Source organism: Streptomyces sp. NPDC056628 (assembly GCF_042792555.1).
Classification (GTDB): Bacteria; Actinomycetota; Actinomycetes; order Streptomycetales; family Streptomycetaceae; genus Streptomyces.
This window is the reverse complement of sequence record NZ_JBHTWG010000002.1, coordinates 301,471-319,696: the sequence shown is the minus strand read 5'-3', so window position 1 is coordinate 319,696 and position 18,226 is coordinate 301,471. Positions and strand designations below refer to the sequence as shown.

Sequence of the window (18,226 nt, the reverse complement as noted above, 5' to 3'; positions counted from 1 at the left end):
CCGCCCCTCCCCCGGGGCCCTGCCGCGCCGGGCTCCACCCGTATCCCGCACCAGGAGCAGCGATGACCACCACCGCGACCGGCCGGACGAGCGACGTGGAGCTCGTCATCGGCGGCATGACGTGCGCATCGTGCGCGGCGCGCGTCGAGAAGAAGCTGAACCGCATGGAGGGCGTGAGCGCCACCGTCAACTACGCGACCGAGAAGGCCAGGGTCAGCTTCGCCGCCGGGGTCACCGTCCCGGATCTGGTCGCCACCGTGGAGGCCACCGGGTACACCGCCCGCCGGCCCGCGCCGCCCGCCCCCGAGGAGCCGGCGGACCAGGACCGGACCGAGGACGACGGACTGCGGCCGCTCAGGCAGCGGCTGGTGTCCGCCGTGGTCCTGGCGGTGCCCGTGGTCGCGATGGCGATGGTCCCGGCGCTCCAGTTCGAGTACTGGCAGTGGTTGTCGCTCACTCTGGCGGCGCCCGTCGTGACCTACGCCGCCTGGCCCTTCCACCGTGCCGCGTTCACCAATCTGCGGCACGGCGCCGCCACCATGGACACCCTGATCTCGGTCGGTACGTCGGCCGCGTTCCTGTGGTCGCTGTGGGCTCTGTTCCTCGGCACGGCCGGCGAGCCGGGTATGACGCACCCCTTCGAGCTGACGATCGCCCGCGGCGACGGCTCGGGGAACATCTATCTGGAGGCGGCCGCCGGTGTCACCGCCTTCCTCCTGGCCGGGCGATACTTCGAGGCCCGCTCCCGGCGCAAGGCGGGCGCGGCCCTGAAGGCCCTGCTGGAGCTGGGCGCCAAGGACGTCACCGTGCTGGACCCGGACGGCACCGAGACCACCCGCCCCATCGTGGAGCTGGCCGTGGGCGACCGTTTCCTGGTCCGTCCCGGGGAGAAGATCGCCACCGACGGCATGGTGGTCGAGGGGTCGTCCGCGGTGGACGCCTCGATGCTGACCGGCGAGTCCGTGCCGGTGGAGGTGACCGCGGGCGACCCGGTCACGGGTGCGACGCTGAACGCGGGCGGGCGGCTCGTCGTCGAGGCGACGCGGGTCGGGGCGGACACCCAGCTCGCCCGGATGGCCCGGCTGGTCGAGGACGCGCAGAACGGCAAAGCCGCCGCCCAGCGGCTGGCGGACCGGATCTCCGCCGTGTTCGTGCCCGTCGTCATCGCCCTCGCGCTGGGCACCCTCGGCTTCTGGCTGGGCAACGGCGCCGGGCCCGCGGCCGCCTTCACCGCCGCCGTGGCCGTGCTCATCATCGCCTGCCCCTGCGCCCTGGGGCTGGCCACGCCGACCGCGCTCCTGGTGGGCACCGGGCGCGGTGCCCAGCTCGGCATCCTGATCAAGGGGCCCGAGGTGCTGGAGTCCACGCGCCGGGTCGACACCGTGGTCCTGGACAAGACGGGCACCGTCACGACCGGCAGGATGACGCTGCTCGCCGTTCACACCGCCGCCGGCACCGCGGAGGAGGACGTCCTGCGGCTGGCGGGGGCGCTGGAGCACTCCTCCGAGCACCCGGTCGCCCGCGCGGTGGCCGAGGGGGCCCGGGCGCGGCTCGGATCGCTTCCCGCGCCCGAGGACTTCGCGAACGTGCCGGGGCTCGGCGTGCGGGGCGTGGTCGAGGGACACACGGTGCTCGTGGGCCGCGAAAGCCTCCTGGCGGAGCAGGAGTCGGAGCTGCCGGAGGAGCTGCGGCAGGCCCGGGAGGGCGCCGAGGCGGCCGGCCGTACCGCGATCGTGGTGGCCTGGGACGGGGCGGCACGGGCGGTGCTGGAGGTCGCCGACGCGGTGAAGGAGACCAGCCGGGAGGCCGTCGCGCGGCTGCGGGCCCTCGGTCTGACGCCGATGCTGCTGACCGGCGACAACCGCCGCGTCGCCCAGGCGGTCGCCCGTGAGGTCGGTGTCGCGGCCGAGGACGTGATCGCCGAGGTGCTGCCGCAGGACAAGGCCGACATCGTCAAGCGTCTCCAGGGCGAGGGGCGTTCGGTCGCCATGGTGGGCGACGGCGTCAACGACGCGGCCGCGCTGGCCCAGGCCGACCTGGGGCTCGCGATGGGCACCGGCACGGACGCGGCCATCGAGGCGGGGGACCTCACCCTGGCGCGCGGCGACCTGCGCGCCGCCGCCGACGCCATCCGGCTCGCCCGCCGTACGCTCGGCACGATCCGGTCCAACCTGTTCTGGGCGTTCGCCTACAACGTCGCCGCGCTGCCGCTGGCCGCGGCCGGTCTGCTGAACCCGATGATCGCGGGGGCGGCGATGGCCTTCTCCTCGGTCTTCGTGGTCGGCAACTCCCTGCGGCTGCGGTCCTTCCGGGCCGCGGACTGAGCGGGCCGGGAGCGAACGGAGGGGCGCCGCGTGTGCGGCGCCCCTCCGCCGTGTGCCGGTGGCTCAGCCGAAGGCTTTCACGGCCTGGTAGTAGGTCCACGCCGTGCTGTCGCAGGCGCTCTTGGAAGCGCCGCTGTAGCCGGCGCACACGCGCTTGAGGTCTTCGTAGAAGGCGCTGTCCAGACGGGACTTGTTCGCGTTGAACGTGCCCATGGCCTTGTAGTTGCGGTAGCCGAAGTCATGCCGGGCACAGGGCGTGGAGAACGGGAAGCCGAAGGGGTTGTCCGGGGACGTGGAGCAGTAGTCGGTGGACCAGTCGAAGCCGTAGGCGGCCCAGGCCGACTGGTTGGAGCGGGCGGCGACCCAGGTGTTGTAGCTGGACGCGGACGTCTGCGTCCAGCTGGACAGTACCTGGGGCTTGTCCGCGGGAGCGGCCTGGGCGGCCGGTGCGAGGACGACGAGAGTCGCGACGGACACGGCCGAGGCGGCGAGAGCGGTGGTGAGTGGGCGGCGCATTTCCACACCTCCATGAGGCTGCGGCCCGCCCGTCGGACCGCAGGTTCATGACAACATGATTGACACCTGAACGGTCGTTTACTCCGTGAGCGCTCGACAACCCGTCAACTCGCGGTCTTGACAGAGACGTTGGGACCCGGGGTCACCATGGGAGGCGCGCGGGGTAGGGGGGCACCCGCGCATGGTCCCAGGCCCCGTCGGCGACTCCCAGCCGGTACCGATGGACGCGAAGGACGCGCCGGGTGCCAGGGTGAACTCCTCGTGGAACACCCGGGACGCGGCGACCGCCGGGACCGGCTCGGAGCGCACGAACCGGTGCGAGGCGTGCATCGCGTGCCGACCCGAACACCAGTGGCGCGTCGTGGACGTTGGCCAGGCGAAGGACCGGTCGAGCGCCGCCCGCCCGCGCCCCCGTCGACCGTGTGCGGACGAGGGCCTTCCTGGGGCCGAGCGCGGGACGGCGGTCAGCCGCCGGACCCCGGCCGGGGGCGTGCCCGCAGTTCCTCCAAGCCGCCATCGTGGCGGTGGAGAAGTGCTCGACGGGCCCGCCGCCCGGCGGCCCGGCCGTCACTGGCCCAGTGGGGCGGGCGGTGTGGCCGCGGCGTCCGGCTCGCCCGTGCGGGGCGTGAGGGGCGGGTGCGCGGGCGTGACCCGCTCCTTGGTCAGGGAGGCGGCGATCCCGCGGGCCAGGAGGGGGTCGGCCGGCAGGACGTGCCCGGCGAACCAGCGGGCCGCCGAGGGGTCCGGGGACGGTTCCACGAACTCGGCGCCCGCGTAGTCGTCGAGCGGCGGATCGTAGATGTACCCGGTCACCACACCGCGGTCGACGAGGCGGTCCACCAGCGCGTCGCGGTCGTGGACCAGCAGCGGGACCCGGAAGAGGGCGGGCGGGCCGTCGTGCGCGGTCCGCTCACGCAGCGCCGGGCTGGCCCAAGTGGTGCCCGCGAGCCGGGAGACGCCGTCCCTGCGGCGGGCGAGATCGCCGTCGAGCAGGGCCATGCGCAGCTCCAACTGCCCGCGCACCAGCGCGCCGTGCCGGGCGCGGAAGCCGTGCAGGTCGACCCGGACCCACGGCTCGTACGCGGTGAGGCTAGGGGCGCGGGGGGCACTGGCGGTGAGGCGGGGGGCGTGCAGGGCCATCCGGAAGTCGTCGCGCTCCAGCAGCCCGAGCCGCTGCATGGTGCGCCACACGGGCCGCACCAGATGCAGGGAGCGGACCGCGGACCGGGCCAGGGGGCGCAGGGTGACGGTCAGGTCGGCCCGCAGCCTGCGCGGGGTGAGCAGGTCGTCGCGCAGCCGTTCCAGTTCGCGCCGGGCGCCCGCGTCCTCGACGGCGAGGAAGCCGCCGGCCGTCGCCGCGACGTGCTTGGAGAGGCTGAACGCGGCGGCCGTGCCGAAGGTCCCGATGGGCTGTCCGTCGACGTGGGTGCCGATGGCGTGCGCGGCGTCCTCGATCAGCGGGATGCCGAGCGCCTCGCAGCGGCGCCGCAGCTCGACGACGCGGTCGGGCAGGCCGTACAGGTTGGTGGTCAGGACGGCGTCGATCTCGCGCCAGGTCGACTCCGGCACGGCGTCCGGGTCGATGTTGCCGTCCCAGCGGGAGACGGGCGCCTGCACGGGGCGCAGTCCGGCGGCGAGGACGACGAAGAGGATCACGTCGTCGTTCACCGGGGACATCAGGACGCGTCCACCCGGCCGGCACCAGCGCCGCAGCGCGAGGTAGAGGGCGAGTCGGGCCGAGGGCGTGTAGACGCATTCGCGTCCGATGCGCCGCGTCATCATCGCGGCGAGCCGCGATCCGTACGGCATGGTCACCTCTTCCGTGAGAGCTTCGGCGAAGACCCGTCCCGGGGTGGCCGGTGCGGGCTGTCGGATGTCGTGCGCGACCGTCTCGCGGGGGCGGTCCAGGGCGTGCCCGGCCAGGCCCCTGACCCCGGCGGGGTGCGGACGACGGCGGTGGGGCGGGGAGGGGGCGGTGCTCAGCGGGTGCGGGCGCCGGTCCCGCGTGCGCGGGACGTGACGGAGGTGCGCAGGCCGCCGGCGGTCTTCAGCAGCCGGTCGGCGGGGCCGCGCAGGGCGGGGTGGGCGAGGACGGTGTTGCGCAGGCCGCGCACGGGTCTGCGCCACATCCGCTGGGCCGCCGCGACCGGGTGGGGGCGCGTCGCGAACCCTTCGGCCACCCGCAGCTCACGGGTCTTGAGCCAGTCCTTGTACTCCTTCTCGCCGCGCCCCATGTCCATGAGGGTGACGCCGTCCCGGCCCGCGGCGTACGCCATCCGCAGATGCATCATCAGGCCGGGCGAGTAGTACGCGAACTCGGGGTCGTACGCGGTGAACCAGGCGGCGAGCACCGTGCGCGAACGGGGCCCGAAGTGCGCGGCGACGGGCCGGTCCCCGGCGTACACCACGGACAGGATGCCGGTGAAGTGGTCCTCGCGGACGTGGAAGAGATGGTCGACCAGACCGACGATCCACGGTCGGGAGAACCGGTCCATCCGCCCCGTCCTGCGGTACTGGGCCGACTTCCAGCGCATGAGGGTGCGCAGTACGCGCGGGTCGCGTTCGTCGTACACGAAACGGACCTCGCCCGCGTCCCGGCCGAGCCGGCGCTCCTTCTTCAGCGTCGTCCTGGCCTGCCCCGGATAGGCGGCCCGCAGCCAGGCCGGATAGTCGCCCTCGGCGGGCTTCAGGTCCAGCACGGGCGAGGCGAAGGTGCCGGTGACGTACGGCGCGAACGGCCGCTGCTCCTCGACGAGGTGGTCGAACTCGAAGACGGACAGGCCGCACGCCCGCAGCAGTTCACGGATGTCCCAGGTGACGCCGGGCCGGTGCACCAGCGCCTGGCAGTCGGACAGCCCGAGGCCGATGGCCCGGCCCACGCCCAGGGCGTTGCGTTCGTACGGGAGGAAGCCGACGGCCTCCCCCCGCCGGTGCAGGACGGCCACCCGCGCACCCGCGCGGTACCGGCCCACACCGAGCGCGAACTCCGGTGACAGGAAAGGGTTGGCGTACTCCGGCGACTCGTCCATGGCCCGGTGCCACGCCTCGCGCAGCGGGCCGCTCAGGTCCTCGGGTCTGTGAATGGTGATGGCGTTCGTGGATCGCATGGCGACCGCTCCCCCCAGATGTCCCCCCGGCCGCGCTTGGCGGCGCGTCGCCACCGTCTCCCCCGATGTCGAACTTCGTGGCGAGGATCAAACGTGGCGAAGCAGTACGCACACTGTCAAGGTAGGTGAAGAATCCTTTAGCAGCGCTTGGGGTCGGCCGCCGCCGGGCGGTACGCCCCGGCGGTGGCGTTCAGCCGTCCTGACCGGCGATGTTCACCATCCAGGTGGTGCCGAACCGGTCCGTGCACATGCCGAAGACGTCGCCCCACATCTGTTTCTCCAGCGGCACGCTCACCGTGGCGCCGTCGGACAGCTTCTCCCAGTAGCCGCGCAGCTCCGCCTCGTCGTCGCCGCTCAGGCTGACCGCGATGTTGTTGCCGGGGCGGTGGTCGTCCGTGGGGTTGTCGGCGCCCATGAGGGTGAAGCCGCTCGGGGTCTCCAGCATGCCGTGCATGATCTTGTCCGCCAGCGGGGAGTCCTTCTGGCCGAACGCCGCGTAGGTGTTGACGTCGAGGGTGCCGCCGAAGACCTGCTGGTAGAACTCCAGCGCCTGGCGGGCGTCGCCCGCGAACATGATGTACGGGTTGAGTCGCGAGGCCATGATTCCTCCTGGAGTGAGGGAGCCGACTCCGAGGAACGTAGCGCGGGCCACTGACAGCGGCCCGCGCTCACGGCCATACGGGGCACGCGACCGGCTACAGGGTGCGCTCCATGCGCTCCGCGACCAGCTTCACGAACCGCGCGGGGTCCTTGGCCTGGCCGCCCTCGGCGAGCACCGCCAAGGTGTGCAGGAGTTCGGCGGACTCGGCGAGGCGCGTACGGTCGTCGTCGTTCTTGAACGCCTGGTTCATGCCCTTGACCAGCGGGTGGTCGGCGTTGAGCTCCAGGATGCGCTTGGTGCGCGGCACCTCCTGGCCCATGGCGCGGTACATCTGCTCCAGGGCCGGGGTCAGGTCCTTCGCGTCCGACACGACGCAGGCGGGCGAGACCGTCAACCGGGTCGACAGCCGGACCTCCTTGATGTCCTCCTCCAGGCGCTCCCGCATCCAGCCGAGCAGTCCGGCGTAGTCCTCGGCCTGCTTCTCCCGCTCCTCGTCGGCCTTCTCGTCGCCCTTGGCGTCCAGGTCGATCTCGCCCTTGGTGACGGACCGCAGCTTCTTGCCCTGGTACTCGCCGACGGCGTCGACCCACACCTCGTCGACGGGGTCGGTGAGCAGCAGCACCTCGATGCCCTTGTCCCGGAACGCCTCCATGTGCGGGGAGTTCTCGATGCTCTGCCGGGACTCGCCGGTGATGTAGTAGATGTCCTTCTGGTCGTCGCCCATCCGTTCGACGTACTGCGCCAGCGTGGTCGGCTCGTCCTCGGAGCGGGTGGTGGCGAACGAGGCCACGGCGAGGATGGCCTCGCCGTTCTCGGAGTCGGTGACCAGGCCCTCCTTGAGGACGGTGCCGAACTCCCGCCAGAACGTGGCGTAGCGCTCGCTGTCCTTGGTCATCATCTCCTTGACCGTGGAGAGCACCTTCTTGGTGAGCCGGCGCTGCATCATCCGGATGTGCCGGTCCTGCTGGAGGATCTCACGGGAGACGTTCAGGGAGAGGTCGGCCGCGTCCACGACGCCCTTGACGAAGCGCAGGTACGGCGGGAGCAGCGCCTCGCAGTCGTCCATGATGAACACGCGCTTCACGTACAGCTGGACGCCGCGCTTGTAGTCGCGGGTGAACAGGTCGTACGGGGCGTGCGAGGGCAGGAACAGCAGGGACTGGTACTCGAAGGTGCCCTCGGCCTGGAGGCGGATGGTCTCCAGCGGTTCGCGCCAGTCGTGGCTGATGTGCTTGTACAGCTCGTGGTACTCGTCGTCGGTGACCTGGTCGCGCGAGCGGGCCCACAGGGCCTTCATCGAGTTCAGCGTCTGCGGCTCGGGCGTGCCGTCGCCGTCGGCGGTCTCCGGGGCCATGCGGATCGGCCAGGTGATGAAGTCCGAGTACCGCTTGACGATCTCCCGGATCTTCCACGGCGAGGTGTAGTCGTGGAGCTGGTTCTCGGGGTCGGCGGGCTTCAGGTGCAGCGTGACGGAGGTGCCCTGGGGGGCGTCCTCGACCCTCTCCAGCGTGTACGTGGCCTCGCCCCGCGACGACCAGCGGGTGCCGTGGGCCTCGCCGGCCCGCCGGGTCACCAGGGTCATCTCGTCGGCCACCATGAAGCCGGAGTAGAAGCCGATGCCGAACTGGCCGATCAGTCCCTCGGCGCCCTTCTCGTCCTCGGCCTCCCGCAGCTCCTTGAGGAAGGTGGCGGTGCCGGAGTTGGCGATGGTGCCGATGAGCCGTCCGACCTCGTCGTACGACATCCCGACGCCGTTGTCCCGCACGGTGAGGGTGCGGGCCTCCTTGTCGACGTCGAGCGCGATGTGCAGGTCGGACACATCGGCGTCGAGCGTGTCGTCCCGCAGCTTGTCCAGGCGCAGCTTGTCGAGCGCGTCGGAGGCGTTGGAGACGAGTTCGCGGAGGAAGACATCCTTGTTCGAGTAGACCGAGTGGATCATCAGCTGGAGCAGCTGACGGGCCTCTACCTGGAACTCAAACGTCTCGGTCGGCATGGTTCGCGACTACCTCACAGGTTCGTTCACCGGAACTGGTAGCAGTCACTGTAGGACACGGAGTCGGCGCGGAGAGCAGGCCCGGGGGACGTCCCCGGGCCGCTCAGACGAGGTGGGCGAAGACGACGAGGTTGGCGGTGTAGTCCCTGACCTGGCGGTCGTAGTTGCCCGCGCAGGTGATGAGCCGGACCTGGGCGCCGGGGGTGTCCTCGTACACGCGCTCGCTCGGGAAGCTGTCCTTGTCGTAGGTCTCCGTCTCGTCGACCTCGAAGACGGCCTTGCGTCCGTCGGCGCGCCGCACCTCGAAGCGGTCCCCCTTCGCCAGCTGGTACAGGTTGGCGAAGACGGCGGCGGACGTGGCCGTGTCGACGTGTCCGGCGATGATCGACGTCCCCGTCTCGCCGGGCGCTGCCCCCTTCGCGTACCAGCCGACGAGGTTGGTGTCGTGGGCGGGCGGCGGTTCGAGGCGTCCGCCGGCGCCGATGGCGAGGTCGGTGAAGGGGGCGTCGACCGAGATCTTCGGGATGCGCAGGCGCACCGGCCGGGACCTGGGCAGGTGCTTGCCCCCGGGGCGCGCGTCGGGTCCGGCGGGCTCGGTCGTCGCGGGCGCGGAGGAGGAGGCGGGCGGGGCGTGGGGAGCGCCGACGCTCCCGCTCCCCTCGGTCCGGCCGCCGGAGAACATCGTGACGAGGACGGTGGCGGCGATGGCGGTCCAGAACACCACGGCCACACGTCGCGTCCGCCGCGAGTGCGCGGACAGGGCGTCGGGACCGGCCGGGTCGGGCTGGGGGACGGAGGGACGGCCGGCGTCCATCGGGGAACCACCTCACTGGGACGGGCAGCGGACTGGCTGGGGGGCGGGCGGGGCCGCCGCGACGCGCAGGGCACGTGCGGCGGCCTCGACGGGCCGGGTCGGGTCGGGTGCGGCTCAGGCCACGGACCCGGCGACCTTCTTGCGACGCATCGTGTACATGCCGGCGCCCGCGACCCCGAGGACGGCCAGGCCGGCGGTGGTCACACCGGGCGTGGCGAGGCCGCCGCCGCCGGTGTGCATCCCGCCGCGCGGCTTGCCGTGGTCACCGCCGCCGCCCCACGACTCCTCCTCGTGGTCGCCGCCCCAGGAGTCCTCGCCGTGGTCACCGCCGCCCCACGAGTCGCCCTTCTCCTCGGACTTCCAGTCCTTGCCGTGGTCTTCCTTGTTCCGGTAGCTGTCCGGGTCGTGCTTGGGGTTGTCGCCGCCCCAGTCGTCGCCGTTCATGACGGAGGCGAGCGCTCCGCCACCCGTGTGGACCCCGCCGCGCGGGCCGTCGTGCTTGCCCTCCTTGTCGTGCTCCTTGCCGTGAGACTGGTCGTGCTCCTCGGACTTCCCGTGCTCCTCGGACTTCCCGTGCTCCTCGGACTTGCCGTGCTCCTCGGACTTGCCGTGCTCCTCGGACTTGCCGTGCTCCTCGGACTTGTGCTCCTTGCTGTGGGTCGTGCCGTCGTTGTTGTCCCAGTCACCGGTGGTGACGGCGTGAGCGGCGGGTGCGATCGCCAGCGCGGCCGTGGCCGTCGCGGTGGCGAGCAGCATGCGAACAGGGCGCATAAGTGAGTCCTCCCGTCACGGCCTGGGCGGCTGACGCTTCATCACCACTGGAGCCAGGCCTTGACGTGATCCACCGTCAGCCATGTCCGGCGGCGGCACCATTCGAAGCGATCACATGGGTTACCCGCGCACCCTGACGGCCGAATGAGCGGGCGCCCGCACCCCTGTGACCAGGGGCATCCCACCGTGCGTGTTTGGATCACCCGGAAGTGGTGAGACGCGGGGGATGCCGACGTCCAGCGTCCGTACCGTCCTGCCTCCGAGAGCCGGCGGCTCCCGGTCGGGGCCCGCGCGCGCCGCCCGGGGGGCGGCGTGGTGAGCCAGGCGACCGAGGCCGCTCCAGAGCGCTCCGCACCGCCCCGACCTGCGGTTTCCCGACAGCGTGACGCCTTCTTCGACAACGCCAAGTATGCGGCGATCGTGCTGGTGGCGGTGGGGCACGCCTGGGAGCCGCTGCGGGACGGCAGCCGGACCGTCAGCGCGCTGTACCTGCTCGTGTACGCCTTTCACATGCCGGCCTTCATCATCATCTCGGGCTACTTCTCGCGGACCTTTGAAGCCCGTCCGGAGCAGCTGAGACGGCTGGTCACGGGTCTGCTCGTGCCGTACGTGGTCTTCGAGACGGCCTACACGCTCTTCACCCGGTGGACGGACGGGGAGCCCGGTCGGCCGTTCAGCCTGCTGGAACCCCTGTATCTGACGTGGTTCCTGGGGGCGCTGTTCGTGTGGCGGCTCACGGCGCCGCTGTGGCGACGGCTTCGGTACGCCGTTCCGGTGGCGCTCGTCGTGGCGATGCTGGCCACGCTGTCGCCGTCCATCGGCGACGATCTGGATCTGCAGCGCGTCCTGCAGTTCCTGCCGTACTTCGTGGTGGGGCTGCTGCTGCGGCCGGAGCACTTCCGGTGGGTGCGGCGCCGTGCGGTGCGGATCGCCGCGGTGCCCGTGTTCGCCGGCGCGCTGGCGGTGTCGTACTGGGCGCAGCCGCGGATGACCGGCGGCTGGTTCTACCACCGCGACAGCGCGGAGGAGCTGGGCGCGCCGCCGTGGGCCGGGCTGGTGATGACGCCGGTGCTGTTCGTCTGCTCGCTGGTGCTGGTGGCCGCGTTCCTGGCCTGGGTGCCGGGGCGGCGGATGTGGTGCACGGTGCTGGGCACGGGCACCCTGTTCGGCTATCTGCTGCACGGCTTCGTCGCCCAGACGGCCGGGCACTTCGGCTGGTACGACCCGGCGTGGGTCCACGGGCCGCTCGGGGCGCTGGTCGTGACCGCCGTGGCGGCGGCCGTGGTGACGCTGCTGTGCACCCCGCCCGTGCGGCGTGCCCTGCGCCCGCTGGTCGAGCCGCGGATGGCGTGGCTGTTCCGGCGGAACGCGGCGGAGCGGGGCGGGGACCGGGGCGCGCCCGCACGTGGCTGAGCCGTGCGGGGGTCAGGGCTCGCGCACCAGTGACGCGACGTGGGCGGTGACCGTGTCGAGGATTCCGGTCCAGGCGGCGTCGTCGCCGAGCACCAGGTAGTTGAGGGTCAGTCCGTCGGTCATGGCCGCCAGATAGCGGGCGAGGACCGGGACGGGCACCCGCAGGCGCAGGCCCATCGTGTCGTGCAGCTGGTCGATCAGCTCGGTGTAGGTGGCGGCGTACAGCTCGTACTGGTGCCGGGCCAGGCGCTCGAAGCCGGGCCGGCGCAGGGCGTACTGGGTGAGCTCGTAGGTGAGCATGTGCTCGTCCGGGTGTGCGCGGACGTGGTCCCAGTACGCCTGGAAGCCCGCGCGGACGGTGTCCTCGAGGGTCGCGCGGGGGCGCAGGGCCTCCTTCACCAGCCGTACGTAGTGGCCGGTGATGGCGGTGATGACGGACTCGATCAGCTCCTGCTTGGAGTCGAAGCAGTAGTGGAACACGCTCAGCGAGACACCCGCCTCGGCGGCGATGGACCGGGTCGTCGTCCGGGGGACGCCGTCCCGGGCCATCGCTCTGATCGCCGCCTCGGTGAGCTGTCGCCGCCGCTCCGCGGACGGCAGTCGTGCCATGGAGACCCTCTCGTGGGTGTCAGCCGCTGTGGACGCCCACCTCGTAGAGGGAGTAGCCCCAGTCGGTGCCCCGGTCCAGGCCCTGTACGCGGACGTACCGGGCCGGTGTCCCGGCGAATCTCGCGGTGTCGAGGCCGCCGTCGCCTGACGTCGTGGACCAGGCGGTGCGCCAGGTGGAGCCGTCGGTGGACAGGTCGACGCGGTACGCCTTGCCGTACGCCCGCTCCCAGTCGAGGGTGACCCGTCCGACCAGCTGGGTGGAGCCGAGGTCGACCGTGAGCCACTGGTCGTCGCTCCAGTCGCTGGCCCAGCGGGTGCTCCCGTCGCCGTCGACGGCCCGGCCGGGCTGGTAGCTGGTGAACAGGCTCCACTCCGAGGAGCTGGCCGTCGTCGTCGCTCCGCGCGCGAGGTTCGTCCCGGACGCGTGCCGCTCGGAGGCGGCCCAGGTGCCGAGGTAGGACTCGGCGCCGCGGAACAGGTCGTCCACGGTGTCCTGGCCGCCGACGCGGCGGATGTCCTCGATCCAGTCCGGGACGAGGCCGTAGTGGGAGGCCCCGTCGGTGTTGATGTCCCAGGTGCGCTCGCCGGTGGTCTGACGGTCGATGACGGAGCCGCCGTCGGCGCTGCGGAAGGGGTAGGTCACCTTGTTGGGCGCGTCCGCGCCGCGCGGGGCCGGCCAGCCGCCGACGCCGTTCATGTCGGTGCCGTAGCCGTAGCCGACGCCGTACTTGTCGCGCAGCGCCTCGGTGCGCCTCGCCTCCGCGACGAACTGCTCGGAACCGTTCATGTACTGGGCGGCGAAGCCGCCGAGACCGTAGACGCGTTCGGTCCACTCCCGGTCCATCCAGCTGTGCGAGGACAGGATGCCGGGGTAGGAGGCGGACTCGAAGATGTCGAGGACGCGGCCGGCGGACTTGACGCTCATGTGGTCGACCTCGAGCATCATCTTGCGTTTCATCATGCCCCGGACGGCGTATTCGCCGAGGGCGGTGAGCCCGCGGACGTTGCACTGGGCGTCGGCGCTGTACGAGGGGACGTCGGTGCCGGCGGGGAGCTGCTTCTCGGCCTCGGCCGCCGTCGCGTTGCCGATCGGGTTGTCGTGCTGCGGGCCGGCGCACTTCTCGGTCTTCCAGAAGGTGCCGGTGGACAGGAACTGGCCGACGTTGATGGCGGTGCCGAGCGTGCCCGAGTCGAAGCGGACCCCGCAGAGCGCGTTGTCGAACTTGTGGCACAGGAACATGCTGCGCACGCCCAGTGCGTGGAGTTCGTCCAGGCCCTTGTCGATGTCCTCCTGGTCGCACTGCGCGATGTCGAGGATCTGTTTGCAGCCGAACGGCTCGGACGTCTCGACGCCGAGGACGACCGCGAGCTTGCCCTGCTGGATGACCTGGCGGGCCTGTCCGCTGTCGGTGACGATCCGGAACCAGCCCTTTCCGGGGCCGCCGTACATCCGGTCGATGTACGCCTGGAGGTCGTACGTCAGCTTGGCCTGGAGCCGGATGGACGTCATCTCGTCGCAGGAGCGGTCCTTGAAGAAGTACACGGAGCAGATCACGCCGTTGGTGACGAGGTCGTTGACGAGGACGCGCTGGCCGCCCCGCCAGGCCCGTTCGATCCAGGCGTAGTAGTTCTGCTGGTGGGTCAGCGAGTCGTGGGCCGGCCAGTCCTTGAAGGTGGGCCAGCCGACGGGGTCGTGCCGTCCGTCGCCGCCCTTGGTGATGAAGTCGAAGACGGCGAGCGAGCCGTCGGGGTAGTGCTCGGGGCAGTCCTTGAGGGCGTCCGCCACGCCCTTGTCGGAGAAGGGCTTGCCGCAGATCAGGCGCCCGCCGAATGCCTCGTTGGCGAAGATGTGGTCGTGGGCGTCGACGAAGCCGCGCACATCGCCGCGGGCGTCGGTGCCGGTGAAGGGCTCGCCGGTCACCCCGATGCCGGAGTCCGGCGCGGGCCGGGCCGTGGGGTTCCACCAGTCGGTGCCGGCCGCGGCGCTCGGGGTGGGACCGAGCGCGAGGGACAGCACGAGCAGGAGGAGCGACACCACGGTGACGTTCTTGCGTCTGCGGTACGGGCGTCCGGCACTGGTCACGGCCCACGTCCCTCGGTCGGCGATGGCGCGAGGCCGCGTTGTCATGACCTCGCTCAATGTGCGACGAGGATCGCGAGTACCGCCGAACGAGTCAAGAGTCCGGGACGGATGACCTACTGACGTCGCCGACGGGGCATCGGCGCTTCACCCCGAGTGGCTCACGCGGATCTTGGACCGCCCGTGCGGGAGCCGCTCCCGGTTCGCGCTGCCGACGGCCGCGTCCGGGTCGGCACGGGTGTCGGAGCACATCACGGCCCGGTAGCAGGAGACGTGGTCCCTGTGGCGGCGCCGCAGCCACCGGCCGCGGGCCGAGCGGACCAGATGGCGGGGCATGCGTTCGGGGTGGTGCAGGGCGTGGCGGAGGCGATGGCCGAGGGCGGCGCGGTTGGCGGTGAGGTTCCTGGCCGGCATGGGGTTCGTGCCTCCCTGGGGTTCGCGTCACCACCGAGGACGCGCGCTGAGGCGGCCGTGCGCCACAGGGGCGACCCCTGGCACGGGCGGCCCACGCGCGACGAGAGTCCGTCGGCGGCTCGAACGCCCCTGTGCCGTACGGCTGCTCCTGCACTACCGTGACTCCGTCGCGGATATGACACAGCCATGTCAAGAAGGCGAGGGTGGCCGTGCGCGGTTCCTTGGTGAGGGCGGCGTTCGCCGCGGTGATCCTCGTGGCTCCGGTCACGGTCGTGCCCGAGGCCCGGGCCGCGGTGGAGCCCGCCGTCGAGGCGTCCGTCTCCCCGGCGCCCGTGGCGGAGGACTGGACGCCGCCGCTGAGCACCCGGGGCCGCTGGATCGTCGACGCGGACGGCGACCGGTTCAGGCTGCGGTCCGGCAACTGGCACGGCGCGAGCGGCACGTGGAACGGCTCGGGCGACGTGGAGGACGACGCGAACCACCACGCCGGCGAGAACTCCGGCCGGATCCCCCTCGGTCTCGACCGCGCGCCGATGGCCGAGATCATCGCGGGTTTCCAGGAGATCGGCATCAACAGCGTGCGGTTGCCCTTCTCCAACGAGATGGTCCACGACACCCGTCCCGTGACGGACGACGCCGTCGCCGCCAACCCCGGCCTGCGCGGGAAGACCCCGCTCCAGGTGTACGACGCGGTGGTGCGCGCGCTCACCGACGCCCGGCTCGCGGTGATCCTGAACAACCACACCAACACCACCCGGTGGTGCTGCGGGGTCGACGGCAACGAACGCTGGAACGCGAGCCGTTCGACCGCCGACTGGGAGGAGGACTGGCTGTTCATGGCCCGCCGGTACCGGGACAACCCCCGGGTGGTCGGCGCCGACCTGTACAACGAGGTGCGCCGCTCGGTATGGGACGACCCCAACTGGGGTCTCGGCGACGACCACGACTGGTTCGCCGCCTCCCAGCGCGTCGGCGACCGCATCCTCCTGGAGGCGAACCCGGACCTGCTCATCGTGGTCGAGGGCATCAACTGGACCGGCGTCCCCGTCGACGGCCTGCCGCACGAGCGCCCCACCCTGGAACCCGCCCGGCAGCTGTCGCACACGCTCGTCGACTCCGGCAAGCTCGTCTACTCGGCCCACTTCTACGACTACACGGGCCCCCGGCACAGCGGCGCCACCGGCATCGGCGAGACCAGCGACCCCCGCTACCGCGACCTGAGCCCCGACGACCTCGTCGCCGTGCTGAACCGCCAGGCCTTCTTCGTCTCCGCCGAGCAGGACCAGCACTTCACCGCTCCCCTGTGGATCAGCGAGTTCGGGGTCGGGGGCCGGGCGGAGACGGCCGCGAAACCGCGCGCCTGGTTCGAGAACTTCGTGGACCAGCTCATCCGCGCCGACGCCGACTTCGCGTTCTGGCCGCTCGTCGGCTGGCACGAGAACCGCGGCGGCAACGGCTGGGCCCTGCTGCACTGGGACGCCGCGGGGCACCGGATGGGGGTGTACGACGGCGACGACTGGCGCGCCCCGGCGTGGCGGCGGCTCGTCGAGGCCCGCGGGCGTACCGGACCGGTGGCCAGGACCGCCGAGTGGTCCCAGCTCAGCCCCGACCACGGCGACTTCGTCCAGTCCCGGCGGATGCGCGCGCTGCCCGACGTAGACCCGGGTGCCCGCAAGGCCGTCTGCCCCGACGGGCAGCGGCTGCTCGGCCTCGCCCACACCGGGAACCGCGGACTGTGCTCGGACGTGACCACGGGCGCCCTGGGCGGTCCGGCCCTCGGGCACGAGGTGGTGCGCGACGAACGGCACGTCCGGCCCGGCGGCGACTGGGCGTCCGGGTACACCAAACTCCAGTGCGCCGAGGGGCAGTTCCTCGCCGGGTACAGCGTGCGCGGGGCGGCGGTCTCGGCCGCCCTGTGCGTGACCGCCCCCGCCGGCACGCTCGGCACCGGCGGCCGTACGGTCTGGTTCGACCGGGGGGACGCGCGCGGGACGGCGCCCAAGGGGGGCGACTTCGCGTACGGCCGCTACAAGGGGCAGTGCGCCGACGGCGAGTACGCGGCCGGGATCGCGTACACCGGCCGGATCGGCTCGGCCCGGACCCCGGACGCGCTGTACTGCCGTCCGCTGGCTAGAGGTTGATCATGTGCCCGGACAGGCCGTGCACCGCTTCCTGCAGGGCCTCGCCGAGGGTCGGGTGGGCGTGGACGTTGCGGGCGACCTCGTGGACGGTGAGGTCCCACTGCTGGGCCAGGGTCAGTTCGGGCAGCAGCTCGGTGACGTCCGGGCCGATGAGGTGCCCGCCGAGGAGTTCGCCGTACTTCGCGTCGCTGATCAGCTTGACGAAGCCGGAGGCGTCGCCGAGGCCGTGCGCCTTGGCGTTCGCCGTGAAGGGGAACTTCGCCACCTTCACGTCGAAGCCCTGCTCGCGGGCCTGTGCCTCGGTCCAGCCGAAGCTGGCGATCTGCGGCCGGCAGTAGGTGGCGCGCGGGATCATCGTGTAGTCGAGCTCCATCGTCTCGACGTCCGCGATGGTCTCGGCGGCGACGACACCCATCGCCTCGGCGGCGTGCGCGAGCATCAGCTTCGCCGTCACGTCCCCGATGGCGAAGATGTGCGGGACGGACGTACGGCAGCGGCCGTCGATGTCGATGGCGCCGCGCTCCGTGACCCGCACACCGGTGTTCTCCAGGCCGTAGCCGGAGACGTTGGGGGCGAAGCCGATCGCCTGGAGCACCTTGTCGGTCTCCAGCACCTGCTGCGCGCCGTCCTTACCGGTGACGGTCACACGCACCTGCTCACCGGACTCGTCGACGGCGTCGACCCGGGTGGAGGTGAGCACGTCGACGCCGAGCCGGCGGTACTGCTTGGCGAGCTCGGCGGAGACCTCGGCGTCCTCCAGCGGAGCCATCCGGTCCAGGAACTCGACGATGGTGACCTTCACGCCGTAGTTGTGCAGCACGTAGGCGAACTCGACGCCGATCGCTCCGGCGCCGGCGATGACGATCGACCGGGGCAGCTCGTCGGTGAGGATCTGCTCCTCGTAGGTCACCACGCGGTCGCTGATCCGGGTGCCCGGCAGCAGCTTGGTCGTGGCGCCGGTGGCGATGACGCAGTGATCGAAGCCGATGGTGCGGGTGGAGCCGTCGGGGCCGGCCACCTGGAGGGTGTGCGGGTCGAGGAACGTGCCGCGGCCGTCGAGCTCCGTGATCTTGTTCTTCTTCATCAGGTAGTGGACGCCCTTGACCCGGCCGTCGGCCACCTTGCGGCTGCGCCGGAACGCCTCGCCGTAGTCGAAGCTGATCTCCCCGTCGCTCCTGATGCCGAAGGTCTTCGCCTCGCGGGTGACGATGTGCGCCAGTTCGGCGTTGCGCAGCAGCGCCTTGGTGGGGATGCAGCCCACGTTGAGGCAGACGCCTCCCCAGTACTTCTCCTCCACGACCGCGACCCGCTTGCCCAGCTGCGCGGCACGGACCGCGGCGACGTAGCCGCCGGGTCCGGCGCCGAGGACCACGATGTCGAAGCGATCGTCCTGCTCGACCATGGGGAGTTCCCTCCTGAGTGCCACCAACTGCTCCTGCCGGT

The 18,226-nt window shown here is 71.8% G+C and carries 13 protein-coding genes and 1 pseudogene; 3 read left to right on the top strand and 11 right to left on the bottom strand.

Annotated features, from left to right (window positions below; translation table 11 throughout):
• The first annotated feature begins 62 nt into the window (after positions 1-62).
• Positions 63-2,324 (top strand): heavy metal translocating P-type ATPase, encoded by a 2,262-nt coding sequence (locus ACFRAC_RS04850; RefSeq protein WP_382920706.1) that lies wholly within the window; start codon positions 63-65, stop codon positions 2,322-2,324.
• Positions 2,325-2,387: 63 nt separating this feature from the next.
• Here ACFRAC_RS04850 and ACFRAC_RS04845 read toward each other — a convergent pair whose 3' ends face one another.
• From ACFRAC_RS04845 to ACFRAC_RS04815, 7 genes are all read right to left on the bottom strand, one after another.
• The gene (locus ACFRAC_RS04845) at positions 2,388-2,840 is read right to left on the bottom strand and encodes a phospholipase (RefSeq protein WP_382920703.1); all 453 of its coding nucleotides are present in this window, start codon (positions 2,838-2,840) and stop codon (positions 2,388-2,390) included.
• A 567-nt stretch (positions 2,841-3,407) separates the two neighbouring features.
• The gene (locus tag ACFRAC_RS04840) at positions 3,408-4,649 is read right to left on the bottom strand and encodes a DegT/DnrJ/EryC1/StrS family aminotransferase (RefSeq protein WP_382920700.1); all 1,242 of its coding nucleotides are present in this window, start codon (positions 4,647-4,649) and stop codon (positions 3,408-3,410) included.
• A 170-nt stretch (positions 4,650-4,819) separates the two neighbouring features.
• Positions 4,820-5,947, bottom strand: coding sequence for a GNAT family N-acetyltransferase (locus tag ACFRAC_RS04835; protein ID WP_382920697.1), 1,128 nt, complete (start codon positions 5,945-5,947; stop codon positions 4,820-4,822).
• A 190-nt stretch (positions 5,948-6,137) separates the two neighbouring features.
• Entirely contained in the window at positions 6,138-6,548 is a 411-nt protein-coding gene (locus ACFRAC_RS04830; RefSeq protein ID WP_382920694.1) for a VOC family protein, read from the bottom strand.
• A gap of 94 nt (positions 6,549-6,642) precedes the next feature.
• Positions 6,643-8,541, bottom strand: coding sequence for a molecular chaperone HtpG (gene htpG, locus ACFRAC_RS04825; RefSeq protein ID WP_382920690.1), 1,899 nt, complete (start codon positions 8,539-8,541; stop codon positions 6,643-6,645).
• A 103-nt stretch (positions 8,542-8,644) separates the two neighbouring features.
• Entirely contained in the window at positions 8,645-9,355 is a 711-nt protein-coding gene (locus tag ACFRAC_RS04820; RefSeq protein WP_382920687.1) for a class F sortase, read from the bottom strand.
• 114 nt (positions 9,356-9,469) lie between these two features.
• Positions 9,470-10,126 carry a hypothetical protein gene (locus ACFRAC_RS04815; RefSeq protein ID WP_382920684.1) on the bottom strand — a complete coding sequence of 219 codons (657 nt, stop codon included), beginning with the start codon at positions 10,124-10,126 and terminating at the stop codon, positions 9,470-9,472.
• A 312-nt stretch (positions 10,127-10,438) separates the two neighbouring features.
• Here ACFRAC_RS04815 and ACFRAC_RS04810 point away from each other — a divergent pair, with 312 nt between their 5' ends.
• The gene (locus ACFRAC_RS04810; RefSeq protein ID WP_382920682.1) at positions 10,439-11,539 is read left to right on the top strand and encodes an acyltransferase family protein; all 1,101 of its coding nucleotides are present in this window, start codon (positions 10,439-10,441) and stop codon (positions 11,537-11,539) included.
• A gap of 12 nt (positions 11,540-11,551) precedes the next feature.
• On the opposite strand, the gene ACFRAC_RS04805 is transcribed toward ACFRAC_RS04810, so the two are convergent.
• The 3 genes and pseudogenes from ACFRAC_RS04805 to ACFRAC_RS04795 form a co-directional block, all read right to left on the bottom strand.
• On the bottom strand, positions 11,552-12,148 hold the full coding sequence (locus ACFRAC_RS04805) for a TetR/AcrR family transcriptional regulator (protein WP_382920679.1): 597 nt from the start codon (positions 12,146-12,148) through the stop codon (positions 11,552-11,554).
• 19 nt (positions 12,149-12,167) lie between these two features.
• Complete coding sequence (locus tag ACFRAC_RS04800; RefSeq protein ID WP_382920676.1) at positions 12,168-14,231, bottom strand: discoidin domain-containing protein; 2,064 nt, start codon at positions 14,229-14,231, stop codon at positions 12,168-12,170.
• Between the two features lie 189 nt (positions 14,232-14,420).
• A pseudogene (locus ACFRAC_RS04795) lies at positions 14,421-14,642 on the bottom strand (methyltransferase); the annotation flags it as partial.
• 209 nt (positions 14,643-14,851) lie between these two features.
• Between ACFRAC_RS04795 and ACFRAC_RS04790 the strand changes: the two are divergent.
• Entirely contained in the window at positions 14,852-16,783 is a 1,932-nt protein-coding gene (locus ACFRAC_RS04790; RefSeq protein ID WP_382920673.1) for a glycoside hydrolase family 5 protein, read from the top strand.
• Here ACFRAC_RS04790 and lpdA read toward each other — a convergent pair.
• Positions 16,773-18,185: a dihydrolipoyl dehydrogenase gene (lpdA, locus tag ACFRAC_RS04785; RefSeq protein ID WP_382921132.1), complete on the bottom strand. Its 1,413-nt coding sequence runs from the start codon at positions 18,183-18,185 to the stop codon at positions 16,773-16,775. The genes ACFRAC_RS04790 and lpdA overlap by 11 nt on opposite strands.
• Positions 18,186-18,226: the final 41 nt, after the last annotated feature.

What these genes read in the sequence shown, in the direction of transcription:
- ACFRAC_RS04850 (WP_382920706.1), top strand. Translation starts at nt 63, where the DNA reads ATGACCACCACCGCGACCGGCCGGACGAGCGACGTGGAGCTCGTCATC.
- ACFRAC_RS04845 (WP_382920703.1), bottom strand. Translation starts at nt 2,840, where the DNA reads ATGCGCCGCCCACTCACCACCGCTCTCGCCGCCTCGGCCGTGTCCGTC.
- ACFRAC_RS04840 (WP_382920700.1), bottom strand. Translation starts at nt 4,649, where the DNA reads ATGCCGTACGGATCGCGGCTCGCCGCGATGATGACGCGGCGCATCGGA.
- ACFRAC_RS04835 (WP_382920697.1), bottom strand. Translation starts at nt 5,947, where the DNA reads ATGCGATCCACGAACGCCATCACCATTCACAGACCCGAGGACCTGAGC.
- ACFRAC_RS04830 (WP_382920694.1), bottom strand. Translation starts at nt 6,548, where the DNA reads ATGGCCTCGCGACTCAACCCGTACATCATGTTCGCGGGCGACGCCCGC.
- htpG (WP_382920690.1), bottom strand. Translation starts at nt 8,541, where the DNA reads ATGCCGACCGAGACGTTTGAGTTCCAGGTAGAGGCCCGTCAGCTGCTC.
- ACFRAC_RS04820 (WP_382920687.1), bottom strand. Translation starts at nt 9,355, where the DNA reads ATGGACGCCGGCCGTCCCTCCGTCCCCCAGCCCGACCCGGCCGGTCCC.
- ACFRAC_RS04815 (WP_382920684.1), bottom strand. Translation starts at nt 10,126, where the DNA reads ATGCGCCCTGTTCGCATGCTGCTCGCCACCGCGACGGCCACGGCCGCG.
- ACFRAC_RS04805 (WP_382920679.1), bottom strand. Translation starts at nt 12,148, where the DNA reads ATGGCACGACTGCCGTCCGCGGAGCGGCGGCGACAGCTCACCGAGGCG.
- lpdA (WP_382921132.1), bottom strand. Translation starts at nt 18,185, where the DNA reads ATGGTCGAGCAGGACGATCGCTTCGACATCGTGGTCCTCGGCGCCGGA.